22 protein-coding genes and 1 pseudogene are annotated in these 24,386 nt (G+C 50.2%); 9 read left to right on the top strand and 14 right to left on the bottom strand.

The window, feature by feature from the left end; genetic code table 11:
- Entirely contained in the window at positions 1–807 is an 807-nt protein-coding gene (gene sapF, locus ACJHX4_RS13890) for a peptide ABC transporter ATP-binding protein SapF (RefSeq protein WP_000573407.1), read from the top strand.
- Positions 808–854: 47 nt separating this feature from the next.
- On the opposite strand, the gene ACJHX4_RS13885 is transcribed toward sapF, so the two are convergent.
- From ACJHX4_RS13885 to ACJHX4_RS13865, 5 genes are all read right to left on the bottom strand, one after another.
- The gene (locus ACJHX4_RS13885) at positions 855–2,018 is read right to left on the bottom strand and encodes a multidrug effflux MFS transporter (protein ID WP_000135013.1); all 1,164 of its coding nucleotides are present in this window, start codon (positions 2,016–2,018) and stop codon (positions 855–857) included.
- 8 nt (positions 2,019–2,026) lie between these two features.
- Positions 2,027–3,400, bottom strand: a complete 1,374-nt coding sequence (locus ACJHX4_RS13880; protein WP_000946226.1) for an efflux transporter outer membrane subunit — start codon at positions 3,398–3,400, stop codon at positions 2,027–2,029.
- Positions 3,401–3,403: 3 nt separating this feature from the next.
- Complete coding sequence (locus ACJHX4_RS13875; RefSeq protein WP_000492807.1) at positions 3,404–6,511, bottom strand: efflux RND transporter permease subunit; 3,108 nt, start codon at positions 6,509–6,511, stop codon at positions 3,404–3,406.
- The gene (locus tag ACJHX4_RS13870; RefSeq protein WP_000873803.1) at positions 6,511–7,632 is read right to left on the bottom strand and encodes an efflux RND transporter periplasmic adaptor subunit; all 1,122 of its coding nucleotides are present in this window, start codon (positions 7,630–7,632) and stop codon (positions 6,511–6,513) included. Before ACJHX4_RS13870 ends, ACJHX4_RS13875 begins: the two co-directional genes overlap by 1 nt.
- 148 nt (positions 7,633–7,780) lie before the next feature.
- Positions 7,781–8,347, bottom strand: coding sequence for a TetR/AcrR family transcriptional regulator (locus ACJHX4_RS13865; RefSeq protein WP_000202113.1), 567 nt, complete (start codon positions 8,345–8,347; stop codon positions 7,781–7,783).
- A gap of 477 nt (positions 8,348–8,824) precedes the next feature.
- Between ACJHX4_RS13865 and fabI the strand changes: the two genes are divergently transcribed.
- The 3 genes from fabI (at position 8,825) to rnb (ending at position 12,887) form a co-directional block, all read left to right on the top strand.
- Positions 8,825–9,613 carry an enoyl-ACP reductase FabI gene (gene fabI / locus ACJHX4_RS13860; protein WP_000506492.1) on the top strand — a complete coding sequence of 263 codons (789 nt, stop codon included), beginning with the start codon at positions 8,825–8,827 and terminating at the stop codon, positions 9,611–9,613.
- 144 nt (positions 9,614–9,757) lie between these two features.
- A complete protein-coding gene (locus ACJHX4_RS13855) occupies positions 9,758–10,885 on the top strand; it encodes a carboxymuconolactone decarboxylase family protein (RefSeq protein WP_001296036.1) in 1,128 nt (375 codons plus the stop codon).
- A gap of 67 nt (positions 10,886–10,952) precedes the next feature.
- Complete coding sequence (rnb, locus tag ACJHX4_RS13850; RefSeq protein WP_000485012.1) at positions 10,953–12,887, top strand: exoribonuclease II; 1,935 nt, start codon at positions 10,953–10,955, stop codon at positions 12,885–12,887.
- Between the two features lie 76 nt (positions 12,888–12,963).
- Here rnb and ACJHX4_RS13845 read toward each other — a convergent pair.
- Positions 12,964–13,067: pseudogene (locus tag ACJHX4_RS13845) on the bottom strand (hypothetical protein).
- Positions 13,068–13,120: 53 nt separating this feature from the next.
- Between ACJHX4_RS13845 and pdeR the strand changes: the two are divergent.
- Positions 13,121–15,106 (top strand): cyclic di-GMP phosphodiesterase, encoded by a 1,986-nt coding sequence (gene pdeR, locus ACJHX4_RS13840; RefSeq protein WP_000859936.1) that lies wholly within the window; start codon positions 13,121–13,123, stop codon positions 15,104–15,106.
- Here pdeR and ymiD read toward each other — a convergent pair.
- On the bottom strand, positions 15,088–15,216 hold the full coding sequence (ymiD, locus tag ACJHX4_RS13835; protein WP_023156862.1) for a protein YmiD: 129 nt from the start codon (positions 15,214–15,216) through the stop codon (positions 15,088–15,090). The genes pdeR and ymiD overlap by 19 nt on opposite strands.
- Before the next feature lie 37 nt (positions 15,217–15,253).
- Between ymiD and yciZ the strand changes: the two genes are divergently transcribed.
- The 3 genes from yciZ (at position 15,254) to osmB (ending at position 16,752) form a co-directional block, all read left to right on the top strand.
- Positions 15,254–15,427 carry a protein YciZ gene (gene yciZ / locus ACJHX4_RS13830; RefSeq protein ID WP_001288368.1) on the top strand — a complete coding sequence of 58 codons (174 nt, stop codon included), beginning with the start codon at positions 15,254–15,256 and terminating at the stop codon, positions 15,425–15,427.
- 88 nt (positions 15,428–15,515) lie between these two features.
- The gene (locus ACJHX4_RS13825; protein WP_332279030.1) at positions 15,516–16,265 is read left to right on the top strand and encodes a DNA-binding transcriptional regulator YciT; all 750 of its coding nucleotides are present in this window, start codon (positions 15,516–15,518) and stop codon (positions 16,263–16,265) included.
- 268 nt (positions 16,266–16,533) lie between these two features.
- The gene (gene osmB / locus ACJHX4_RS13820; protein ID WP_000498253.1) at positions 16,534–16,752 is read left to right on the top strand and encodes an osmotically-inducible lipoprotein OsmB; all 219 of its coding nucleotides are present in this window, start codon (positions 16,534–16,536) and stop codon (positions 16,750–16,752) included.
- Between the two features lie 125 nt (positions 16,753–16,877).
- On the opposite strand, the gene yciH is transcribed toward osmB, so the two are convergent.
- The 5 genes from yciH to pgpB all read right to left on the bottom strand — a co-directional run bounded on the left by yciH (position 16,878) and on the right by pgpB (position 20,530).
- Positions 16,878–17,204: a stress response translation initiation inhibitor YciH gene (yciH, locus tag ACJHX4_RS13815; protein WP_001443123.1), complete on the bottom strand. Its 327-nt coding sequence runs from the start codon at positions 17,202–17,204 to the stop codon at positions 16,878–16,880.
- Positions 17,204–17,941, bottom strand: coding sequence for an orotidine-5'-phosphate decarboxylase (gene pyrF / locus ACJHX4_RS13810; protein ID WP_000176263.1), 738 nt, complete (start codon positions 17,939–17,941; stop codon positions 17,204–17,206). The genes yciH and pyrF overlap by 1 nt, the downstream gene beginning before the upstream one ends.
- A gap of 191 nt (positions 17,942–18,132) precedes the next feature.
- The gene (lapB, locus tag ACJHX4_RS13805) at positions 18,133–19,302 is read right to left on the bottom strand and encodes a lipopolysaccharide assembly protein LapB (protein ID WP_000891345.1); all 1,170 of its coding nucleotides are present in this window, start codon (positions 19,300–19,302) and stop codon (positions 18,133–18,135) included.
- A 6-nt stretch (positions 19,303–19,308) separates the two neighbouring features.
- Positions 19,309–19,617, bottom strand: a complete 309-nt coding sequence (lapA, locus tag ACJHX4_RS13800; RefSeq protein ID WP_000876284.1) for a lipopolysaccharide assembly protein LapA — start codon at positions 19,615–19,617, stop codon at positions 19,309–19,311.
- A gap of 148 nt (positions 19,618–19,765) precedes the next feature.
- On the bottom strand, positions 19,766–20,530 hold the full coding sequence (pgpB, locus tag ACJHX4_RS13795; protein ID WP_001256547.1) for a phosphatidylglycerophosphatase B: 765 nt from the start codon (positions 20,528–20,530) through the stop codon (positions 19,766–19,768).
- A gap of 169 nt (positions 20,531–20,699) precedes the next feature.
- Here pgpB and ribA point away from each other — a divergent pair, with 169 nt between their 5' ends.
- On the top strand, positions 20,700–21,290 hold the full coding sequence (gene ribA / locus ACJHX4_RS13790) for a GTP cyclohydrolase II (protein WP_001176294.1): 591 nt from the start codon (positions 20,700–20,702) through the stop codon (positions 21,288–21,290).
- Positions 21,291–21,353: 63 nt separating this feature from the next.
- On the opposite strand, the gene acnA is transcribed toward ribA, so the two are convergent.
- Positions 21,354–24,029, bottom strand: a complete 2,676-nt coding sequence (acnA, locus tag ACJHX4_RS13785; RefSeq protein WP_000099483.1) for an aconitate hydratase AcnA — start codon at positions 24,027–24,029, stop codon at positions 21,354–21,356.
- Between the two features lie 149 nt (positions 24,030–24,178).
- Positions 24,179–24,274: a small membrane protein YmiC gene (gene ymiC, locus ACJHX4_RS13780; RefSeq protein WP_001310756.1), complete on the bottom strand. Its 96-nt coding sequence runs from the start codon at positions 24,272–24,274 to the stop codon at positions 24,179–24,181.
- Positions 24,275–24,386: the final 112 nt, after the last annotated feature.

The following is a 24,386-nucleotide window of genomic DNA, read 5'->3' as shown; positions in this document are numbered from 1 at the left end:
ATGATCGAAACGCTACTTGAAGTGCGTAATTTAAGTAAAACGTTCCGCTACCGGACCGGCTGGTTTCGTCGTCAGACCGTAGAAGCGGTAAAACCCTTGAGCTTTACGCTACGTGAAGGCCAGACACTGGCGATTATCGGCGAGAATGGTTCGGGTAAATCCACGCTGGCAAAAATGCTGGCGGGAATGATAGAACCTACCAGCGGCGAGTTATTGATTGACGATCATCCGCTGCATTTTGGCGATTATTCCTTCCGCAGTCAGCGTATTCGCATGATTTTTCAGGATCCTTCCACCTCGTTGAATCCCCGTCAACGTATCTCGCAAATTCTGGATTTTCCACTGCGCCTGAACACCGACCTGGAACCGGAACAGCGTCGCAAACAGATTATTGAAACGATGCGTATGGTTGGGCTGCTACCGGATCACGTCAGTTACTATCCGCATATGTTGGCACCCGGGCAAAAACAGCGTCTGGGTCTGGCGCGCGCGCTGATATTGCGCCCAAAAGTCATTATTGCCGATGAAGCCCTCGCCTCACTGGATATGTCGATGCGTTCGCAGTTGATTAATCTGATGCTGGAGTTACAGGAAAAACAGGGCATTTCGTATATTTATGTTACCCAGCATATCGGAATGATGAAGCACATTAGCGACCAGGTGCTGGTGATGCATCAGGGCGAGGTTGTCGAGCGAGGCAGCACCGCAGATGTGCTGGCATCGCCGCTGCATGAACTCACCAAACGGCTGATCGCCGGTCATTTTGGCGAGGCATTGACGGCGGATGCGTGGCGTAAGGACCGTTAGTGTTTTGCACCTCATCCTGACAGGCCCCCCTCAGGATGAGGTGTTCATTACTTTTGGTTGTCGATTCTGGTGAGAGCAACCAGCAATGCCAGCGTATAACACACCGTAATTGCCAGACTCATTTTTAACAGTGTTTCTCCGCCAATTCCCGACAATGGCGCGGCTATACCGCCGAAGACAAACATGCTCATCCCCATCAACGCAGACGCCGTTCCAGATTCCTGCGTCCCTACTGCACTCATAGCCTCTGCCCCGCCAACAGTGCCGATGCCGCTACAAAATGCGATGGTGAAAAATAATGCCACCAGTGCCGGAATGGGCAATTGTATCCATGCGCATAAGACCGTGAGCAATGCACACAAAATTGCCGCTATCAGGCCACCTCGCAACAATGTCATCGCGTTAATCCGTCGCGCCAGGCGCGAGAAGATCCATGAAGCAATGATAAGTCCGGTGCCGTTAAGGCCAAACACCAGGCTAAATTGCATTGGACTAAAGCCAAATTCCTTCTGCAACACGAACGACGAAGAGCCGATATATGCAAACAAACCGGCCAGCATAAAACTTTGAATCAGGCAAAAGCGCATAAAACGGCGGTTCTGCACCACGCTTCGTCCGGTTAATAGCAATGATGAGCCCCTTTTATTTTCTGGCAAGGTCTCATGAATAAATAACAGACAGCCCAGCAACAGTACGGTGCTAATTTCAGCCATTACCCAGAATAAAGTGCGCCAGTCAAAAGTGCTAACAATGTACCCGCCCAGCACTGGCGACAACACCGGTGCCAGGCCATTCACCGTCATTAACAGCGCAAAAAACTGGGTCAACGTTACTCCCTGATATTTGTCACGAGCAATAGAACGAGAGAGCACCGAACCACCCGCCCCCGCGATCCCTTGAATAAAACGCCAGACCACCAGCCAGTAAATATTGTTCGTTGTCGCGCATAAAATGGAAGAAACAATAAACAATAGCAACGACAAGATTAACGGACGTTTACGCCCTATTTTGTCGCTCAGAGGGCCAAATAACAGTTGTCCGACGCCAAGACCAATCAGTGATGCGGTCAGGGTTAATTGCGTTATGGTCGTGGTTGCCGCCAGTTGCTCAGACATCTCCGGCAAAGCCGGCAAATAAAGATCGGTACACATCGGGCCGATACCGGCTAAAAGACCAAGAATCAATGCCCATGAAAGAGAGACTCTAGCCATATTATTCCTTACTTGAGTGATGACATACCGCCGCCCAGCGACTGCCAGAGCGTGATTCGGTTTGTAAAATCAGTCAGTTGCAGTGCCAGCAGCTCCTGCTGTGCGCTCCACAAGCTGCGCTGCGCCGTCAACACGGTCAGGTAATCACCAACACCCGCCTGATAGCGACGCAAGCCAACATCGACCGTTTGTTGTTCAGCTTTAACATACTGGCGCTGTGCATCCAGTTGCTCTTCAAGCGTGGTCCGCCGCGCCAGTGCGTTAGCGACATCTTTAAATGCGCTCTGAACGGTTTTTTCATAGGTGGCAATGAGTCCACGCTTTTGTGCTTCTGCGTAACGAAGCTGCGCCAGATTACTTCCGCCAGTAAACAGCGGTAATGTGACCGATGGCGCAAATGACCAGATCTGCATTCCGTGGCTGAACAACGACGACAACGCGTCACTGCCAACACCGGCACTGGCAGTCAGCGAAATCGTCGGGAAAAAGTTAGCCCGCGCCGCGCCAATATCTGCATTGGCGCTCTTCAAATTATGTTCCGCTTCCTGGATATCCGGGCGACGCAGCAGAACATCAGATGATACTCCCGCAGGAACCAGACTTATCATTTGTTCCGGCAGGCTTTCCAGTGTTCCCGGTAGCAGATTTTCCGCAAGCGTTGTACCTGCCAGTAAGTTCAGCGCATTTTTATCCTGCATCACTTGTGTCTGATAGCTGGCAACGCTGGCGCGCGCTTGCTGATAAACACTCATCGCCTCACTGACATCTGTCGCTGCCGCCGTGCCAACCTGTTGCTGGCGCTGGATAATTTTCAATGAGTTTTCTGCACTGGCCATCGTTTCTTTTGCCAGGGCCAGGTTGCTGTTATCAGCCGCCAGTGTCAGCCAGGCGGTGCTGATTTCAGCAATCAGCGTTAAACGAGTGTTCTGGGCTGTAAATTCACTGGCAAGCCAGGTTTCCCGCGCCGCCCGAGATAAACTCTGATTACGACCAAACAGATCTAACGTATAACTGGACACCGTGCCGTCAGCCTCGGCAGTTGTTCCCGTACCATTCGCCAGCGAACGGCTGCGGGTCGAACTTAAGGCCGCATTCACCGTCGGAAATAACGACGCATTAGTTTGCCCATAGAGCGCCCGTGCTGAGTCAATATCAGCAATCGCTTTTTGCACATCGCGGTTACTGTTCAGTGCAATGGTTACTACCTGCTGCAATCGGGGATCGTGGATCACCTGCTGCCAGTCATGGCTGATTGCCTTCCCCTGGCCCTGTGCTCCCGGCAAGGTCGCCGGGATTGGGGATTCAGGCGTACTGTAGTGAGGATCGAGCGAGACACATCCCGCACTCAACAACACCAGAAAAATAAGAGAACGACGCAACATAACTTACTCCTGACGGCGCGGTTTACCGGCAAACAAACGTTTCACCAGTACAAAAAACAGAGGAACGAAGAAAATGGCCAGTAATGTAGCGGTCAGCGTGCCGCCAATAATGCCCGTACCAATGGCGATGCGGCTGTTCGCCCCTGCGCCGGTTGCTATCGCCAGCGGCATTACCCCCGCAATAAACGCCAGCGAGGTCATGATGATTGGGCGTAAACGAGTCTGCGCCGCGCGTAATGCCGCACGACTCAAGGAATAGCCCTCTGCAACCGCCGCTTCAGCAAATTCCACAATCAGAATGGCGTTTTTCGACGACAAGCCGATAGTAGTTAATAGCGCTACCTGGAAGTAAACGTCGTTGTTTAAATCACGCATCCAGGCCGCCAGCGCCGCGCCAAGAAGCCCCAGAGGGATCACCAGAATGACCGAGAACGGGACTGACCAGCTTTCGTACAGTGCTGCAAGGCAGAGGAAAACCACCAGAATAGAAACTGCATACAGACTTAATGCCTGACCGCTGGCCAGTTTCTCCTGCAATGACAAACCACTCCAGGCCCAGGTTGTTCCCGCAGGAAGACTGTTTGCCAGTTCCTCCATTTTTGTCATTGCATCGCCGGAACTAAAGCCAGTCGCGTTTTCGCCCTGAATTTCATAGGCTGCCGAGCCGTTGTAGCGCACCAGTCTTTCCGGTCCATACAGCCAGCGGGTGGTCGCAAAAGCAGAGAATGGTGTCATGGCGTTATCGCTGCCGCGCACAAACCATTTACCTAAGTCTGACGGCGCGGAACGAAATTCGCTGTCGCCCTGAATGTAGACTTTTTTCACACGACCACGGTCAATAAAGTCATTCACATAAGTACCGCCCCACGCACTGGACAGGGTGTCGGTGACATCATTCAAACTCAACCCTAATGACACCGCTTTATTACTATCAATATCTACCTGCAATTGCGGCATTTGTGGCAAATCATTGGCGCGTACAGAATGTAACTCCGGACTTTGATTCGCTTTTTCTATCAACTGATTACGCATTTGCAGCAGTGTTTCACGATCGGTTCCACCGTTAGCTAACAATTCAAACGTAAAACCATTGCTTTGGCCCAGCCCATCAACGGCTGGCGGCGTCATCGCAAATACCGTGGCATCACGAATTGTGCCCAGCTCTTTGGTTGCCCGTAGGGCGATAGCCTGGGCGGTGTTTTCTGCCCCTTTACGTTGAGACCAGTTTTTCAACGAAACAAACGCCATCCCGGTGTTCTGTCCGCTACCGCTAAAACTGAAACCATCAACGGTAAAGATGACATCGGTATTTGCTTTCTCGTTAATCAGGAACCAGTCAACAATCTGGCGATTCACTTCTGCTGTACGGGCAGCGGTCGCCCCGGCCGGCAGCGTGTACTGCACCATGATTTCGCCCTGGTCTTCAGTGGGTAAGAAACTGCCCGGCAGTTTCCACATCATCAGGGCCATTCCACCACCCAGCACGACATAAAGCCCCATCGTTCGGGCTGCACGGCGCAGGACATAAATTACGCCTCGCTGATATTTATCTTCAGTACGGCGGTAAAAGCGGTTAAATGCGCCGAAAAAGCCTTTTTTATGTGGTGGAACATGCTGGAGGACGGAACCGCACAGGGCGGGAGTCAAGGTCAATGCCACCACCACGGAAAGCAGCATTGCGGAGATGATGGTGATGGAGAACTGACGATAAATTACCCCCGTAGATCCCCCAAAGAAGGCCATCGGCAGGAATACGGCTGACAACACCAGCGCAATGGCAACCAGTGCGCCAGAAATCTCGCCCATTGATTTTTCCGTGGCTTCACGCGCGGGCAACCCTTCGTCACGCATAATGCGTTCGACGTTCTCTACCACCACAATGGCATCGTCCACCAGCAAGCCGATCGCCAGCACCATTGCAAACAACGTCAGGGTATTAATCGAATAGCCAAACAACGCAAGAACGCCGAATGTGCCCAGCAAAACGACGGGGACAGCTAACGCCGGAATCAGTGTGGCACGCAGGTTTTGCAGGAATAAATACATCACGCAAACCACCAATACGATGGCTTCAAACAGCGTCTGAATTACGTCCTCTACGGAGATTTTAATAAATTCAGTGCTGTCTTTCGGGTATGCGATGTCGTATCCCTGCGGCATGTTCCGCTGGAATTCGGCAATCTTATCCTTGACCAGCGTCGCCGTATTCAGCGCATTCGCACCGGGCGAAAGCATTACAGCAACCCCGGCAGACGGGTGACCGTTAAGTTTGCCGATAGCGGTATAATCTTCACTGCCCATCTCAACGCGAGCCACATCTTTTATACGAACAACTGCGCCGTCTGACTGGCTTTTCACGATAATATTTTTGAACTGATCCACCGTCTGCAAGCGAGACTGCGCACGTACCGTTGCGGTCAGTTGCTGAGTATCCGGTGAAGGCAATGCCCCTATTTTCCCGGCAGTAACCTGCACGTTTTGCGCTTCAATAGCACTTTGCACGTCTGAAGGCATCAGCGAGTAAGACGCCAGTTTGGCCGGGTCAAGCCAGATGCGCATAGCGTATTCCGCGCCAAAGACTTGCAGACTCCCCACACCTTCAACACGCGCCAGCGGGTCCTGAACGTTACTGACCAGCCAGTCGGCGATATCCGAACTGGAGGCTTTGTCAGTGGTGTCATACACGGCAGCAATCAGCAAAAAGTTGCTTTGTGATTTCTCCACCGTAACACCCGTTTGCTGCACTTCGCTGGGTAGGCGCGACTCCGCCTGCTGAATTTTATTCTGCACCTGAACCTGTGCAGTATCTGGATCGGTACCTTGTTCAAAGGTCACATTAATACTGACCGAACCATCAGAGCTACTGGTTGAGCTGAAATAGAGTAAATTATCAAGCCCAGTGAGTTGTTGCTCGATAACCTGAGTCACGCTGTTCTCCAGCGTTTCGGCAGAAGCACCAGTATAAGTGGCTGAAATTTTAATGGTCGGCGGTGCAACGTCAGGATATTGCGCGACGGGCAATGTGCGAATAGCCAGAATCCCTGCCAACATAATCAAAATGGCGATAACCCAGGCAAAGACCGGGCGGCGAACAAAAAAGCGCGAAAACATCAGGCGTTGCCTCCATTAGCCTGAACTTCAACAGCCTTGACGGTCTGCCCTGAAGTGACTTTGGCAGAACCTTCAACAATCAGTCGGTCGCCGTTGTGCAGGCCGTTCAGCACCAGCCATTTATCACCATACGTTTCTCCCGTTTCGAGCGTTCGCTGCTCTACTTTATTGTCTTTATTCACCACCAGCGCAGTTGCATTGCCTTTAGCATCGCGCGTAACGCCCTGTTGAGGCGCGAGAATAGCGTTTTCCATCACGCCTTCATCGACACGAGCGCGAACAAACATTCCCGGTAATAACTGCTGTTGTGGATTGGGGAAAATTGCCCGTAATGTCACCGAACCGGTAGACTCATCCACCGCGACTTCGGTGAGTTCCAGACGCCCTTTTTCGCTGTAGGTTGTGCCATCTTCCAGAATAAGTGAGACGCTCATGGTGTCACTGTTGGTCGCCAGTGACTGTTTACGCAGACGTAATAAATCGACACTGGAGCGAGTGAGGTCGACATACATTGTATCCAGACCACGAATAGTCGTTAACGCTGTATCCTGCGACGCGGTCACCAGTGCGCCAGGGGTTACCGACGAAATACCAATACGCCCCGAAATCGGTGCGGTTACCGTGGTCCAGTCAAGATTAATGCGCGCAGTTTCCAGTGCGGCTTTTTTCGCCTCTACACTGGCTTTATCTTGTGCACAGGTAGACTGAGCATCATCAGCATCCTGTTGTGAAACACCATTCTCTTTCACCAGTCGGGCATAACGCTGCGCTTTCTGGCAATCGGCTTTTACCAGTGCCTGTGCTTGTTGTAATGCTGCCCGGGCTTCATTCCATGCAGCCTGATAACTGGCCGCATCAATCTGGTAGAGAGGCTGTCCAGCCTTGACCAGATCACCTTCCTTAAATAAGCGTTTCTGGATAATTCCCCCAACCTGCGGACGTACTTCAGCACTGAGCGCAGCACTGGTGCGTCCGGTTAATTCACTGACTACCGAAACCGGTTGAGATTTGAGCGTAACAACGCCGACTTCTGTTTCTGACGGGGATGAATTGTTACTTTGCGTATTATCACAACCCGATAAGAGCAGCATTGCCACTACAGATGTTGCTATATACTTCATTATTTTCTCCAGGGTGAGAAATACCCTCCTCATTGAAATTAATGAGGATATGTCAGGGATATTCAGTTATAACGAACCCGCATCGCGAAATGAATTTCGCAATGAAATAAGGGGGATTAATATCCCCCGCTATTGGTTAATTCTGTTCTTATTTATTTATCAACATACTAACAATATCCTGATATATTTCCTGCAGATGTTGTGGATCGCTTTTTTGCGGTGTTAAACGACGATAAACCGTACCTTCCATCATGGTAGCAAACACTTCAACGCAGCAACGAATGTGCTCGTCGCTAAGATGGGGATGCATTCTTTTCATATGTGCACAACCGTTAGCGAACATTCTGGCGTCAGCTTCTTCAAGCATTGCCATAACCCGCGGGTTGCGTGTGGCTTCTGCAGCCACTTCCAGCATCAGCGCGTCGTCGTCCTCATTTAAGGATTTACGCAAGGCAAGGACTTCCGGGAAGTGATCGGTACGCGCGTCAATGTCCATTTGGGCAATACGAAAGTCGATGATACGGCGAACCATCTCTTCAATAATGGCGTCTTTGTTGGCGAAGTAACGATATATCTGACCCACGCTAAGCTGAGCTTCGCTGGCAATTTGCGACATACTGGCGGCATGAAATCCGCAGCGACGAAAACACCGACGGGCGGCGTTAATGATTTCATCCTGACGCTGTTTGTGGCGTATCTCCAGCTTGCTGGTCATTTCTGTCTCCTGGCCTATCACTTGGTGAGAATGATCATTCTCATTTTTGCTAATTATACGTTTCTCCAAAGTAATGGAAAGTATTTTTATCTTATTCATGATGCATATTCTGATAATGAAGAGATTGTGGAGATTCTGTGAAGATAGTTGACAATATTAAGTTGGAGTCAATTCATCAGAAAGACAGCGACTTGTTGTCGCCAGTTCTGTTTTCATCATTAAACTTATAGGAGCTAATACGAATAGTTTCAAAGTCAGATTCTATAAGATATTTCCCCAACCTCCCCCTTGCAGGCGTCAGGAGTAGATAACGCAAAATGCTCTGTACCGCAGCTTCTCTCCGCTACAGAAAGCGCAACTATAGCCACCCACAGCCAGGTTGATTATAATAACCGTTTATCAGTTCGTACTGTTTACTAAAACGACGAATCGCCTGATTTTCAGGCACAACAAGCATCAACAATAAGGATTAAAGCTATGGGTTTTCTTTCCGGTAAGCGCATTCTGGTAACCGGTGTTGCCAGCAAACTGTCCATCGCCTACGGTATCGCTCAGGCGATGCACCGCGAAGGAGCTGAACTGGCATTCACCTACCAGAACGACAAACTGAAAGGCCGCGTAGAAGAATTTGCCGCTCAATTGGGTTCTGACATCGTTCTGCAGTGCGATGTTGCCGAAGATACCAGCATCGACACCATGTTCGCTGAACTGGGGAAAGTTTGGCCGAAATTTGACGGTTTCGTACACTCTATTGGTTTTGCACCTGGCGATCAGCTGGATGGTGACTATGTTAACGCCGTTACTCGTGAAGGCTTCAAAATTGCCCACGACATCAGCTCCTACAGCTTCGTTGCAATGGCAAAAGCTTGCCGCTCCATGCTGAATCCGGGTTCTGCCCTGCTGACCCTTTCCTACCTTGGCGCTGAGCGCGCTATCCCGAATTACAACGTTATGGGTCTGGCAAAAGCGTCTCTGGAAGCGAACGTGCGCTATATGGCGAACGCGATGGGTCCGGAAGGTGTGCGTGTTAACGCCATCTCTGCTGGTCCGATCCGTACTCTGGCGGCTTCCGGTATCAAAGACTTCCGCAAAATGCTGGCTCATTGCGAAGCCGTTACCCCGATTCGCCGTACCGTTACTATTGAAGATGTGGGTAACTCCGCGGCATTCCTGTGCTCCGATCTCTCTGCCGGTATCTCCGGTGAAGTGGTCCACGTTGACGGCGGTTTCAGCATCGCTGCAATGAACGAACTCGAACTGAAATAATCGTTCTGTTGGTAAATATTGGGCGGCGTTCTGCCGCCCGTTATCTCTGTTATACCTTTCTGATATTTGTTATCGCCGATCCGTCTTTCTCCCCTTCCCGCCTTGCGTCAGGATAACGATTTCCTTTACGACCAAGGAGCGCCCATGGAACAACGCCACATCACCGGCAAAAGCCACTGGTATCATGAAACGCAATCCAGTACTGCGGAGTATGACGTTCTGCCTCTGGTCCCGGAAGCCGCAAAGGTCAGCGATCCCTTTCTGCTCGACGTGATCCTTGATGAAGAAACGCTGGCCCCCTTCCTTTCATGGCTGGTCCCTGCGCGCGTTCTTGCAGTGGAGTTGTTCCCTGACCCGCTTACCGTGACTCGTTCACAGACCTTCACCGCTTATGAACGCTTGTCGACGGCCCTGACGGTTGCTCAGGTTTGCGGCGTCCAACGGTTATGTAACTACTATTCTGCGCGACTTACGCCGCTCCCCGGGCCTGATTCCTCCAGGGAAAGTAATCATCGGTTGGCACAAATCACGCAATATGCCCGCCAACTGGCTAGCTCGCCTTCTATTATCGACAACCGATCGCGCCAGCATCTGAATGACGTTGGTCTTACTGTCTGTGACTGTGTGATCATTAACCAAATCATTGGTTTTATTGGCTTTCAGGCGCGGACCATTGCGACATTTCAGGCTTATCTCGGGCATCCAGTACGCTGGTTACCCGGGCTGGAGATACAAAACTACGCCGACGCGTCACTGTTTGCTGATGAATCATTACGCTGGCGAAGCAGCTATGAGGTGGAAAAACTCCCTGAAGAGCACACAAAAAGTTCAACTGCAGAACTTTGCCAACTGGCCAACACACTCTCTCTCCACCCTATTTCACTTTCCCTTCTCGAAAAGTTGTTAAACAGCACACGGGTCAATACACAGCCGGATAATCAGCTTGCGGCGTTGTTATGCGCGCGGATAAATGGCAGTCCTGCTTGTTTTGCCGCCTGTATGAATTCATCAAATGAATATAAAAAAATCAGCCCCCTTCTGCGCAAGGGCGAAAATGAAATTAACCGATGGGCTGACCGTCATTCTGTTGAGCGCGCTACCGTTCAGGCGATACAATGGCTGACCCGAGCACCCGATCGCTTTAGCGCCGCCCAGTTCAGCCCATTACTCGAACACGAAAAATCATCAACGCAGATTATTAATCTGCTAGTATGGAGCGGGCTGTGTGGCTGGATAAATCGCTTAAAAATCGCGTTGGGTGAGACATATTAACCTTGCCGCGTCAGACAGATTCGCGTAAAACTGTCAGCCGCTCTAATGGCCACCAAAATAGACAATTATGTTTCAGGACAACCCGCTGCTAGCGCAGCTTAAACAGCAACTGCATTCCCAGACGCCACGCGCTGAAGGGGTGGTAAAAGCCACAGAAAAAGGCTTTGGCTTCCTGGAAGTCGACGCGCAAAAAAGTTATTTCATTCCGCCGCCGCAGATGAAAAAAGTCATGCATGGCGACCGAATTATCGCGGTGATCCACAGTGAAAAAGAACGTGAATCCGCAGAGCCAGAAGAACTGGTTGAACCGTTCCTGACTCGTTTCGTGGGTAAAGTTCAGGGCAAAAATGACCGTCTGGCCATCGTTCCTGACCATCCACTCTTAAAAGACGCCATTCCTTGCCGCGCAGCCCGTGGCCTGAACCACGAGTTTAAAGAAGGTGACTGGGCGGTTGCCGAAATGCGCCGTCATCCGCTGAAAGGCGATCGTTCTTTCTATGCTGAACTGACACAATACATCACTTTTGGTGACGATCACTTTGTACCGTGGTGGGTTACCCTTGCGCGTCATAATCTGGAAAAAGAAGCACCAGACGGCGTTGCTACCGAAATGCTCGATGAAGGTCTGGTTCGTGAAGATCTGACTGCGCTGGATTTTGTCACCATCGACAGTGCCAGCACAGAAGATATGGATGACGCCCTTTTCGCCAAGGCGTTACCGGATGGCAAACTTCAGCTGATTGTGGCGATTGCCGATCCAACCGCGTGGATTGCTGAAGGCAGCAAGCTGGACAAAGCCGCGAAAATTCGCGCATTCACCAACTATCTGCCTGGCTTCAACATCCCTATGCTGCCTCGCGAGCTTTCTGACGATCTCTGCTCACTGCGCGCCAATGAAGTCCGCCCGGTACTGGCATGCCGCATGACGCTCTCCACTGATGGCACCATTGAAGATAATATCGAATTCTTTGCCGCCACCATCGAATCCAAAGCGAAGCTGGTGTATGACCAGGTTTCTGACTGGCTGGAAAATACCGGTGACTGGCAGCCTGAAAGCGAAGCAATTGCCGAACAAGTCCGTTTGCTAGCACAAATTTGCCAACGCCGCGGCGAGTGGCGTCATAACCACGCACTGGTGTTTAAAGATCGCCCGGATTACCGCTTTATTCTCGGTGAAAAAGGTGAAGTGCTGGATATCGTCGCCGAGCCTCGTCGCATTGCCAACCGTATCGTCGAAGAAGCGATGATTGCCGCTAACATTTGTGCGGCCCGCGTACTGCGCGATAAGCTCGGTTTTGGCATCTATAACGTGCATATGGGCTTTGATCCGGCGAATGCCGACGCGCTGGCAGCGTTGCTGAAAACGCACGGTCTGCATGTCGATGCTGAAGAAGTGCTCACGCTGGACGGTTTCTGCAAACTGCGTCGTGAACTGGATGCGCAACCAACTGGTTTCCTCGACAGCCGCATTCGTCGCTTCCAGTCATTTGCTGAAATTAGCACTGAACCCGGTCCTCACTTTGGCCTCGGTCTGGAAGCATACGCCACTTGGACTTCGCCGATCCGTAAATATGGCGACATGATCAACCACCGTCTGCTGAAAGCGGTTATCAAAGGCGAAACTGCGACGCGTCCACAGGATGAAATCACTGTCCAAATGGCCGAGCGTCGCCGTCTCAACCGGATGGCAGAACGTGATGTTGGCGACTGGTTATACGCACGCTTCCTGAAAGACAAAGCCGGGACCGACACCCGTTTCGCGGCGGAAATTGTCGATATCAGCCGTGGCGGCATGCGTGTTCGTTTGGTTGATAACGGCGCTATCGCCTTTATTCCAGCACCTTTCTTACACGCTGTGCGCGATGAACTGGTTTGCAGCCAGGAAAACGGCACTGTACAAATTAAAGGTGAAACGGCTTACAAAGTGACTGACGTTATTGACGTCACCATTGCCGAAGTCCGCATGGAAACCCGCAGCATTATTGCGCGCCCAGTCGCGTAATCTCCTTTCACGGCCCATTCCTCATGGATGGGCCGTTTATTTCCCCGCTCAACCTTCGTCATATCCCGGCAGATTTTTAACTGACTTTCGTTTGAAAACTGGCGTTTTTCCAAAACTGGATTACAAATAAATATATAAAAAAACAATGTGTTTAGCCGCCGTTAATTTCATGTAAGTCATGTTGTTCCTTTTATTTAACTGCGGACTCCGCTGTTAACCGGAGGATATGCATCATGAAAACCGTTAGGGAGTCCACAACGTTGTACAACTTTCTCGGATCGCACAATCCATACTGGCGGTTGACGGAAAGCAGCGATGTTTTGCGCTTTTCTACCACCGAAATCACAGAACCCGATCGTATTTTGCAACTATCTGCCGAACAGGCTGCTCGCATCAGGGAAATGACGGTCATCACCTCCAGCCTGATGATGAGTCTGACCGTCGATGAAAGCGATCTTTCTGTGCATCTGGTAGGACGAAAAATCAATAAACGAGAATGGGGAGGCAACGCGTCTGCATGGCATGACACACCGGCGGTTGCTCGTGATTTATCACATGGGCTTTCCTTTGCTGAGCAGGTAGTTTCTGAAGCACATTCCGCAATAGTGATTCTCGACAGCCGGGGGAATATCCAGCGCTTTAATCGGTTATGTGAAGATTACACAGGCTTGAAAGAACACGACGTCATTGGGCAAAGCGTGTTTAAACTGTTTATGAGTCGTCGTGAAGCTGCGGCATCCAGGCGCAATAACCGTGTATTTTTTCGAAGCGGCAATGCATATGAAGTCGAACTGTGGATACCAACACGTAAAGGCCAGCGGCTGTTTCTGTTTCGCAATAAATTTGTCCACAGCGGCAGTGGCAAAAACGAGATTTTTTTAATCTGTTCCGGCACCGACATTACCGAAGAGCGCCGCGCTCAGGAGCGACTGCGTATTCTGGCAAATACCGACAGTATCACCGGACTGCCGAATCGTAACGCAATGCAGGAGTTAATCGATCACGCTATTAATCAGGCAGATAACAATAAAGTTGGGGTTGTGTATCTTGATTTGGATAATTTTAAAAAGGTCAACGACGCCTATGGGCATTTGTTTGGTGACCAGTTATTACGCGACGTGTCATTGGCTATTTTAAGCTGTCTCGAACATGACCAGGTATTGGCGCGTCCAGGTGGCGATGAGTTTCTGGTACTGGCATCCAATACCTCACAAAGCGCGCTGGAAGCAATGGCATCACGAATTTTGACCCGCTTACGGCTCCCCTTTCGCATTGGTTTAATTGAAGTTTATACCAGCTGTTCAGTAGGTATTTCACTCTCTCCCGAACATGGTTCGGACAGCGCGGCTATTATTCGTCACGCCGACACAGCAATGTACACAGCGAAGGAAGGCGGACGAGGACAATTTTGCGTTTTTACCCCAGAAATGAATCAGAGGGTATTTGAATATCTCTGGCTGGATACCAACTTGCGTAAAGCACTGGAAAACGATCAGTTGGTTATTCACTATCAACCGAAAATCACCTGGCGTGGTGAAGTGCGCAGTCTGGAAGCACTAGTACGTTGGCAGTCACCTGAACGTGGGTTGATTCCACCGTTGGACTTCATTTCCTACGCCGAAGAATCAGGGCTAATTGTGCCTTTAGGCCGTTGGGTGATTCTCGATGTCGTACGCCAGGTAGCGAAGTGGCGGGATAAAGGCATTAACCTGCGAGTAGCGGTAAATATTTCTGCACGTCAGCTCGCCGATCAAACCATTTTCACCGCCCTGAAACAGGTTCTCCAGGAACTCAATTTTGAATACTGCCCTATAGATGTTGAACTGACGGAGAGCTGCCTGATTGAGAATGATGAACTGGCACTGTCTGTTATTCAACAATTTAGCCGATTAGGTGCGCAAGTTCATCTGGACGATTTTGGTACCGGCTACTCTTCACTTTCGCAACTGGCGCGCTTTCCGATCGATGCCATCAAACTTGACCAGGTTTTTGTTCGGGATATTCACAAACAGCCTGTCTCGCAATCACTGGTCCGGGCGATCGTCGCTGTGGCCCAGGCATTGAATCTTCAGGTGATCGCCGAAGGTGTAGAAAGTGCAAAGGAAGATGCTTTTTTAACCAAGAACGGGATCAATGAGCGACAAGGATTTTTGTTTGCCAAACCGATGCCCGCCGTCGCCTTCGAACGCTGGTATAAACGCTATCTGAAGCGCGCATAAGTAGATGAATATATATACTTAGCGCTATATTCCGTCATTATATATCGTATTCCCGGATGATAATTAGCCGTTGCTGTTAAACCCTTCTCTTTTAGCGGCAATTTTTGCATTATTCATTTTCCCCCTTTTGCTATAAGGATGTCCTTGATGTCTGAATTTGATGCCCAGCGCGTTGCCGAACGTATTGATATTGTGTTAGATATCCTTGTGGCAGGCGATTACCACTCTGCGATCCATAATCTCGAGATACTTAAAGCAGAACTCTTGCGCCAGGTTGCTGAATCTACGCCAGACATCCCGAAGGCACCGTGGGAGATTTAACAATCGTGCCTTCAGGTTTTCCTATTTGAGGATGCCGGCGCGTCAGTATTTTTTTATTTAGTATTATAACGTTATAAGAATTACAGCGATGAATTCCCGACAACAAACTATTCTACAGATGGTCATTGACCAGGGTCAGGTTAGCGTAACCGATCTGGCAAAAGCCACTGGAGTTTCTGAAGTTACCATTCGCCAGGATCTCAACACCCTCGAAAAACTGAGTTACCTCCGACGTGCACATGGTTTTGCAGTTTCGCTTGATAGTGATGACGTCGAAACCCGTATGATGAGCAACTATACGCTGAAGCGTGAACTCGCCGAGTTTGCCGCGTCACTGGTTCAACCGGGCGAAACCATCTTTATCGAAAATGGTAGCAGCAATGCCCTGCTCGCCCGGACTCTGGGCGAGCAGAAGAAAAATGTCACTATCATCACGGTCAGCAGCTACATCGCGCATTTGCTGAAAGACGCGCCTTGTGAAGTCATTTTGCTCGGTGGCGTGTACCAGAAAAAAAGCGCAAGTATGGTTGGCCCTTTGACACGCCAGTGCATCCAACAGGTGCATTTCAGCAAAGCATTTATTGGTATTGATGGCTGGCAACCTGAAACTGGGTTTACCGGTCGCGATATGATGCGTACCGATGTGGTCAATGCCGTGCTGGAAAAAGAGTGCGAGGCGATAGTCCTGACCGACAGCTCGAAATTTGGTGCTGTACATTCATACTCCATCGGCCCCGTTGAGCGATTCAATCGCGTGATTACCGATTCGAAAATACGCGCCAGCGATCTGATGCATCTTGAACAAAGTAAACTCACCGTTCACGTCGTTGACATTTAACCATTTCCCTTCTCTACGGATGATTTGCAGTTTGGCAAATCATCCGCTCTAAGATGATTCCTGGTTGATAATTAAGACTATTTACCTGTTATTAACACTCTCAAGATATAAAATTATTATCAGCGATATAACAGGAAGTCATTATCACCTGCGTGATATAACCCTGCGCGCGAGCGGATTTCACGGAATAATTTCACCTGGCTTATTCTTAGCTATTATAGTTATAGAGAGCTTACTTCCGTGAATCATAAATTCAGGAGAGAGTATTATGTTTGTAACGAGCAAAAAAATGACCGCGGCTGTTCTGGCAATTACCCTGGCAATGTCTCTGAGTGCCTGTTCTAACTGGTCTAAACGGGACCGCAACACCGCAATCGGCGCAGGTGCAGGGGCATTAGGCGGTGCAGTACTGACCGATGGCAGTACGTTGGGTACATTAGGTGGTGCAGCCGTCGGTGGTGTTATTGGTCACCAGGTCGGTAAATAATCGTAAATAAATGTCGATTATCGACTCGCAATTATAATACGCTTGATTCTGTTCAGTACGAAATAACTGAATAATACACACAGTAAAATATTCGAAAGCCACGGATATATCCGTGGCTTTTTATGTTAGCCGCCTGCAAGTTTTACCTTCATCCCTTTCGCTTCAAGCATTGATTTTAATAAATCACGCTTATCGCCCTGGATTTCAATAATTCCATCTTTTACTGCTCCGCCGCAGCCGCATTTTTTCTTCAGTTCAGCTGCCAGTTTCGTCAGTTCGGCATCATCGAGATCGACACCGGTAATCAGGCAAACGCCCTTACCTTTGCGTCCACTGGTCTGACGCTGAATACGCACCACACCGTCGCCTTTAGGGCGTACAGGGGCCGCTTTTGGCTCATCAATACGTCCGGTTTCCGTTGAGTAGACCAGACGGCTGTTGGAATCACTCATCATGCACTCCGCTGTAAAGAGGCGTTGATCGCTTTCAGCGTCTGCGCTGGATCTACCGATTGCGTTACCGGGCGACCAATCACCATATAATCAACACCAGCCGCCAACGCCTGTTCTGGCGTCATAATGCGGCGCTGGTCGCCAGCATCACTCCCCTGCGGACGAATGCCCGGCGTAACCAGTTTGAACTCCTGACCGAATACCTGTTTAAAGCGCACAGCTTCCTGAGCAGAACACACCACACCATCAAGGCCACATTTTTGCGTCAGTGCCGCCAGACGTTCTGCATAATCTGCAGGTGACAGTGTCACGCCAAGATCGGCCAGGTCGCAGGCTTCCATGCTGGTCAACACTGTCACAGCAATCAAAAGCGGTGCATCTTTGCCAAACGGAACCAGTGCCTCACGCGCTGCGGCCATCATACGCGCCCCACCGGAGGCATGAACATTCACCATCCACACGCCTAAGTCAGCCGCAGCAGCGACAGCGTGCGCTGCAGTGTTGGGAATATCGTGGAATTTCAGGTCAAGAAAGATATCAAAATCACGCTGTTGAAGTTCGCGCACAAACTGTGGCCCAAACAATGTAAACATCTCTTTGCCGACCTTCAGACGACAATCGCGTGGGTCGATCTTGTCGACAAAGGCCAGCGCGGCATCGCGATTATGATAATCAAGGGCAACAACTACAGGAGAATTCGTAACAGCGCGGGAAGAAGATGAAGCAGTTAACGTCATGACCAGACCTTCTTGATGATGGGCACCGGAAGTGGCGCGAAACAGGTAAACGGCGAGCATTCTACCCGTGGAAATAAAAAATTAACAGTTGCGATTTCTCCTCTGGCAGGCTTTTCCGCGCCGTCGGTACCGGAACACAATAGAAGATCAATAATTAGTATGTTGTAACTAAAGTCGGATTTTTTTAAAAATTACAGGCCATCAAGACCGCGAATTGGTTTAATGGTTGACCAGGCCCGACAAGACGGACAATGCCAGTAGAGGGTGTATGCGGTAAAACCACATTTCTGGCAGCGATAACGAGGCTTACTACGTACCTTCTCGCCAACCATGTCACGCAGCACCATCAGACTCTCTTTGGCACGCCCTTCTTCTGCTTCATTTAAGTGGTAATCCATTAATTTATGGAACACACGCATGGTCGGATGACGCTGAAGCTGGCGCGTAATATAGACCTGTGCAGCCTCACTACCGTCGCGCGCTTCGATGATATCCGCAAGCATCAATTCAGCATCGGCACCGGTGTTCTCTTCCACCGCGCGCTGCAGGAATTCTGCCCATTCGGCAGTTTTACCCAACAGCTGATAGCATGTTTGCAGCATTTCCAGCGTTTCGCTGACCAGTTCTCTGTCCTGGGATATGACACGTTGCAAACTTTCGACGGCTTTGGCGTATTCTGCTTTCGCCATAAACACGCGTCCCATCATGATGGATACGCGGGCGCTGTTTTTATCTGCCGCCGCACCTTTTTTTAGCAAAGTCATGGCACGATCGAGATCGTCGCTGGCCATATGCTGCAGAGCTAACTCACAGTAGAAATGGGCAATTTCGACGCGCTGTTTATCTTTACCCAGCTTCACCAGGCGTTCGGCAACATCAATTGCTTTCTGCCACTCGCTGGTAGCCTGGTAAATTTGTAGCAGTTGTTGCAGCGCGCCGATGCGGAAGTCAGTTTCATCTGTCAGCTGATTGAACATGTCTTCCGCGCGGTCGTATAACCCGGCAGCCATGTAATCACGCCCCAGTTGTTGAATCGCCAAAAGCCGCTGTTCATAGGTCAGCGAGGCGCTTTCCATTAGGGTCTGATGGATGCGAATAGCGCGATCAACTTCGCCACGCGAACGGAACAGGTTTCCGAGCGTAAGGTGGGCTTCAACGGTACCTGTATCCTCTTTAAGCATATCGAGAAACAGGTCTACCGCTTTATCCTGTTGATTACTAAGCAGGAAGTTAACCCCCGCTACGTAATCACGCGACAAGCGGTTGGCTTCATCTTGCTTGTTTTGTTGCGCACTTCTGCGGCCCATATACCAGCCATAGGCAGCGGCTACAGGCAAAAGCAGAAACAACAACTCCAGCATAGAAAGTTATTCCTTCGCCGCAGACGAGTGCGGCGCTACAGCCACGTCAGTCGCGGGTGAAAGCTGGTTTTCCAGTCGCTTTATTTTACGTTCAGCGCGCGCCAGGGAAACACGAACTCGCAGCCAGAACAGGCCGCAAATCAACCAACCGATAGCAAACCCCGCAGCAAACAATACCGCCAGCAATGTGGAAATACGGTACTCCCCTTGCGCTAACAGATAATTAAACGTCACCTGTTGATCGTTCTGCGCACCCAACGTGACCGAAATCACGAAGATCGCTAACACCAGTAAGAAAATGAGTAAATATTTCACATTACTTCCCGTTATGTGGTTAGAGCGAATAAATTATGGTCAACTTACCGCAATAGCCCTTTAAAGTACCATTTTCGCGCCGTCTGCGAAATGGCATCCACGCGCATTGTTGATGATTTAAGGGCTAAATTCGGAAAATCAACCAGCGTTAACTTTCTTGTTCTCGTTGCGCTATTTCGCGATTTTCTTCCGCAGGTGGTGTTAATGGCCCACAAATTCGTTGCGCAAGCCACGTTGCCACCGCCACCAGCGCCCACGAAATCAACGTAGCTACAACCAGATCGCGTGGCCAATGCATCCCGAGCAGCAGGCGGCTTCCCATGACTCCCGTTGCCCAGACCAACAAGATAGCAATGGTTAACGTTCGCCGACGCGGCCACAGCAAACCAACGGCCAGCAGTGCCCAACTGGCAGCAAACATCGTGTGACCGGAAGGAAAGGCAAACCCCGTCTCTTTCTGCCAGTGTGAACGCAAATATTGTGGGATATTTTTCTCTTCAGCCAACTGTTCTTTCACCAGATTTCCGCGTTCTGCTCGCTTTAAAGTGTAGAACTCATCAACCGGAATATGATGTGTTTTTTCCAGCCAGATAACAAAAGGTCGTGGTTCCTGGACTTTGTCTTTGATCCAGGATTTAACGCCTTGTCCCATAAGGATTGCTGCCGCCAGAATGGCAAATAACATAATGGCAGCCTTAATGCGAAAACGCAGACACCAGAGAAACCAGCCGAATAAAATCAAATGTGTAATGACGCCCCAGGGCTGGGTGACAGTTTCAGTAACCCAAAAAGCCGCTTTTAGTAACCAACTTTGTTCTCCAGGTTGCCAACGCCAGCCAGAAATCCATACGGCTACTGGCATGACAAGCAATAGTGCAGCTCCCACTGCGGTACGTCTGGCAATCGAACGCATGGCCTCTCCTTTTTGATAAGTCCCACAATCATAACTGAAAATGCCAGTTCCAGGAAAAATTGACAGATTTGTGCCATTCCGTGAACGATCGACGCGTCGTGATTAGGTGAACCCCTTCTCGTTATGGCAAAATAAGCCAATACAGAACCAGCATTATCTGGAGAATTTCATGCAGCTTAAACGTGTGGCAGAAGCCAAACTGCCAACCCCATGGGGCGATTTCCTGATGGTGGGATTTGAAGAACTGGCAACCGGACACGATCATGTCGCGCTAGTCTATGGCGATATTTCCGGGCATACCCCGGTACTTGCGCGCGTCCATTCCGAATGTCTGACCGGTGACGCCCTGTTCAGCTTGCGCTGCGATTGTGGCTTCCAGCTCGAAGCGGCATTGACGCAAATTGCCGAGGAAGGCCGTGGTATTTTGCTGTATCACCGTCAGGAAGGTCGTAACATTGGTCTGCTGAATAAAATCCGCGCTTACGCACTGCAGGATCAAGGTTACGATACTGTAGAGGCTAACCACCAGTTAGGCTTCGCCGCTGATGAGCGCGACTTCACTCTTTGCGCTGATATGTTCAAACTCCTTGGCGTCAATGAAGTCCGCTTGTTAACCAATAACCCGAAAAAAGTCGAAATTCTGACCGAAGCAGGGATTAATATTATTGAACGCGTACCGTTGATTGTAGGTCGCAACCCCAATAACGAACATTATCTCGATACCAAAGCCGAGAAAATGGGTCATTTGCTGAACAAATAACCCTCTTGCATTGTGTAATTAATTTGCTTGCCGGAAGCAAAATAACCGGCAAGCAAATACTCGTTACTTCAACATATTACGAATGACATAATGCAAAATGCCGTCGTTCTGGTAGTAGGTCAACTCCGTCGCGGTGTCGATACGACAATGGCAGGGTACGACTTCCTGGCTACCATCCGCGCGCGTAAGCGTCACCGGAACCGTCGCGCCGGGTTGTAGATTTTGCAGATCACCAATATCAATCTTCTCTTCCCCGGTAAGCTCTAACGTTTTACGCGTCACACCTTGTGGAAATTCCAGCGGCAGGATGCCCATGCCTATTAAATTCGAACGGTGAATTCGTTCAAACGATTCGGCAATCACAACACGAATACCAAGCAGACGCGGACCTTTTGCCGCCCAGTCACGGCTGGAGCCTGATCCATACTCTTTCCCGGCAATCACCGCCAGCGGCGTTTGCTCCTGCTTATAGCGCATTGCGGCATCATAAATAGAGACGACATCGCTGTCAGGTAAATGGCGCGTCATCCCCCCTTCAACGCCAGGCACCATTTCATTACGGATGCGAATATTGGCGAAGGTGCCGCGCATCATCACTTCATGGTTACCACGCCGCGAACCATAGGAGTTAAAGTCTTTCCGCTCAACACCCCGACCTTGTAGATATCGACCCGCCGGGCTGTCGGGCTTAATACTGCCCGCCGGAGAGATATGGTCAGTGGTGACTGAATCCCCCAGCATTGCGAGGATCCGCGCACCGTGAATATCTTCCACAGGTGCTGGTGTTGCCTGCATTTCATCAAAGAAAGGCGATAAGCGAATATAGGTTGAATCCTCCTGCCAACCGTAGGTATCGGATCGTGTGACGTTAATTTCCTTCCACTCGGCTGTGCCTTCAAAAACTTCTGCGTACTCTTTGCGGAACATTTCTGTGGAGACTTGGTCTACCGCACGGGCAATTTCTTGTGCCGATGGCCAGATATCTTTCAGAAATACCGGCTCGCCTTTGCGATCATGGCCGATAGGCTCAGAAGCCAGATTGATATTCATATTTCCCGCCAGCGCATAGGCAACCACCAGCGGCGGCGAGGCCAGCCAGTTGGTTTTAACCAGCGGATGGATACGGCCTTCAAAGTTACGGTTGCCGGACAGCACTGCACCGACGGTTAAATCGCCTTTTTTGATTGCCGTTTCGATAGGATCGGGCAACGGTCCCGAGTTACCAATACAGGTGGTACAACCGTATCCCACAAGGTTAAATCCCAGTTCATCGAGATACGGTGTCAGTTTCGCTTTTGCCAGATAATCAGAAACGACTTTCGAACCCGGTGCCAGCGACGCTTTGACCCATGGTTGCCGCTTGAGGCCCAGAGTTACGGCTTTTTTCGCCAGCAAGCCTGCGGCCATCAGCACACTTGGGTTAGAGGTGTTGGTGCACGACGTTATCGCAGCAATGACCACAGCGCCATCAGGTAACTGATACTGATGTCCGTTCATAACATAATCGACCGGCAGGCGATCTTTATGCGTGGCATTCACTTCCAGTTCGCTACTGGCAGCAAATGCTTTTGGTACATCGGGCAGTGCAACGCGATCCTGCGGGCGTTTTGGCCCTGCCAGGCTCGCTTCAACGTCATTCATATCCAGTTCTAACACACTGGTAAAAATTGGTTCATCGCCCGGATTACGCCACATGCCCTGCGCTTTGGCATATTTTTCGACCAACTCGACCTGATCTTCACTGCGCCCGCTTAAACGCATGTAATCGAGGGTGACAGCATCGATTGGGAAGAAGCCACAGGTGGCACCATATTCTGGCGACATATTGGCAATGGTGGCGCGATCCGCCAGCGGTAGTGAATCCAGCCCATCACCATAAAATTCGACGAATTTCCCCACCACGCCATGTTTGCGCAACATTTGGGTAACAGTGAGAACCAGGTCTGTGGCGGTAATACCTTCACGTAATTTTCCGGTAAGTTTAAAGCCCACTACGTCCGGGATAAGCATGGAAACCGGCTGGCCTAACATTGCGGCTTCTGCTTCGATGCCACCAACGCCCCACCCCAGCACGCCAAGGCCGTTGATCATGGTGGTGTGCGAGTCAGTACCAACGAGTGTATCCGGATAAGCAATCCATTCACCGTCCTGCAATTCGCTCCACACTGCTTTGCCGAGATATTCGAGGTTAACCTGATGGCAAATGCCTGTGCCTGGCGGCACGACGCTAAACCGACTGAACGCCTGCTTTCCCCATTTCAGGAACACATAACGTTCGTGGTTGCGCTCCATTTCCAGGCGTACGTTTTCTTCAAATGCCTCATCATCACCAAAACGATCGACGGTCACCGAGTGGTCAATGACCAGGTCGACCGGTGAGAGCGGATTAACCTTTGCAGTATCGCCGCCGAGGCGTTTAACCGCTTCGCGCATTGCCGCCAGATCAACAACGGCAGGTACGCCGGTAAAGTCCTGCATCAGCACTCTTGCCGGGCGGTAGGCAATTTCACGGTCAGCATGGGCATTTTTCAGCCATCCCGCCAGCGCGTGGATATCCTCTTCGGTAACCGATTTACCATCCTGCCAACGCAGCAGGTTTTCGAGCAAAACTTTGAATGACTTGGGTAGACGGGTGATATCGCCCAGTGATTTGGCAGCAAGCGGCAAGCTGTAGTAGTGGTAAGTTTTATCTTTGGCCTGCAACGTGTCCTTACTGGCTTCTCGTAGGGTTGACGACATAGCTCCTCCTTAATGACAGGGTTGCGAAGCCCTGATTCTCTTCAGGGTGAATATTAAAGATAACACAAACATCGCGTAACGATTTGATAACAACCCAAATTGATAAAAGAGGAGAAACCTTGAGGCAAAGCAAACAGCGGGATCAGGGATCAGTGAGTAATGATCCAGAGGAGTTCGGCCCAGAAGAGCATCGACAGAGAAAATGCGCCCATCCAGGACCAATATTTCATATTTGTGTTGATCATAGGCTACACCCTTAACGGTTATTACTTTGTGTTGAGATAACTCAACCTGTTATTGCTGCGGTGTATTAAAAGCCCTGTAATTCATTAAAAATGGGTAATAAGAATGATGATA

The organism is Escherichia sp. WS2035 (assembly GCF_046487065.1).
In the GTDB taxonomy this organism is placed as follows: Bacteria; Pseudomonadota; Gammaproteobacteria; order Enterobacterales; family Enterobacteriaceae; genus Escherichia; species Escherichia coli.
The sequence above is the reverse complement of the archived record's forward strand: the minus strand, read 5'-3'. Positions and strand labels throughout refer to the sequence as shown.

What these genes read in the sequence shown, in the direction of transcription:
- sapF (WP_000573407.1), top strand. Translation starts at nt 1, where the DNA reads ATGATCGAAACGCTACTTGAAGTGCGTAATTTAAGTAAAACGTTCCGC.
- ACJHX4_RS13885 (WP_000135013.1), bottom strand. Translation starts at nt 2,018, where the DNA reads ATGGCTAGAGTCTCTCTTTCATGGGCATTGATTCTTGGTCTTTTAGCC.
- ACJHX4_RS13880 (WP_000946226.1), bottom strand. Translation starts at nt 3,400, where the DNA reads ATGTTGCGTCGTTCTCTTATTTTTCTGGTGTTGTTGAGTGCGGGATGT.
- ACJHX4_RS13875 (WP_000492807.1), bottom strand. Translation starts at nt 6,511, where the DNA reads ATGTTTTCGCGCTTTTTTGTTCGCCGCCCGGTCTTTGCCTGGGTTATC.
- ACJHX4_RS13870 (WP_000873803.1), bottom strand. Translation starts at nt 7,632, where the DNA reads ATGAAGTATATAGCAACATCTGTAGTGGCAATGCTGCTCTTATCGGGT.
- ACJHX4_RS13865 (WP_000202113.1), bottom strand. Translation starts at nt 8,347, where the DNA reads ATGACCAGCAAGCTGGAGATACGCCACAAACAGCGTCAGGATGAAATC.
- fabI (WP_000506492.1), top strand. Translation starts at nt 8,825, where the DNA reads ATGGGTTTTCTTTCCGGTAAGCGCATTCTGGTAACCGGTGTTGCCAGC.
- ACJHX4_RS13855 (WP_001296036.1), top strand. Translation starts at nt 9,758, where the DNA reads ATGGAACAACGCCACATCACCGGCAAAAGCCACTGGTATCATGAAACG.
- rnb (WP_000485012.1), top strand. Translation starts at nt 10,953, where the DNA reads ATGTTTCAGGACAACCCGCTGCTAGCGCAGCTTAAACAGCAACTGCAT.
- pdeR (WP_000859936.1), top strand. Translation starts at nt 13,121, where the DNA reads ATGAAAACCGTTAGGGAGTCCACAACGTTGTACAACTTTCTCGGATCG.
- ymiD (WP_023156862.1), bottom strand. Translation starts at nt 15,216, where the DNA reads ATGCAAAAATTGCCGCTAAAAGAGAAGGGTTTAACAGCAACGGCTAAT.
- yciZ (WP_001288368.1), top strand. Translation starts at nt 15,254, where the DNA reads ATGTCTGAATTTGATGCCCAGCGCGTTGCCGAACGTATTGATATTGTG.
- ACJHX4_RS13825 (WP_332279030.1), top strand. Translation starts at nt 15,516, where the DNA reads ATGAATTCCCGACAACAAACTATTCTACAGATGGTCATTGACCAGGGT.
- osmB (WP_000498253.1), top strand. Translation starts at nt 16,534, where the DNA reads ATGTTTGTAACGAGCAAAAAAATGACCGCGGCTGTTCTGGCAATTACC.
- yciH (WP_001443123.1), bottom strand. Translation starts at nt 17,204, where the DNA reads ATGAGTGATTCCAACAGCCGTCTGGTCTACTCAACGGAAACCGGACGT.
- pyrF (WP_000176263.1), bottom strand. Translation starts at nt 17,941, where the DNA reads ATGACGTTAACTGCTTCATCTTCTTCCCGCGCTGTTACGAATTCTCCT.
- lapB (WP_000891345.1), bottom strand. Translation starts at nt 19,302, where the DNA reads ATGCTGGAGTTGTTGTTTCTGCTTTTGCCTGTAGCCGCTGCCTATGGC.
- pgpB (WP_001256547.1), bottom strand. Translation starts at nt 20,530, where the DNA reads ATGCGTTCGATTGCCAGACGTACCGCAGTGGGAGCTGCACTATTGCTT.
- ribA (WP_001176294.1), top strand. Translation starts at nt 20,700, where the DNA reads ATGCAGCTTAAACGTGTGGCAGAAGCCAAACTGCCAACCCCATGGGGC.
- acnA (WP_000099483.1), bottom strand. Translation starts at nt 24,029, where the DNA reads ATGTCGTCAACCCTACGAGAAGCCAGTAAGGACACGTTGCAGGCCAAA.
- ymiC (WP_001310756.1), bottom strand. Translation starts at nt 24,274, where the DNA reads ATGATCAACACAAATATGAAATATTGGTCCTGGATGGGCGCATTTTCT.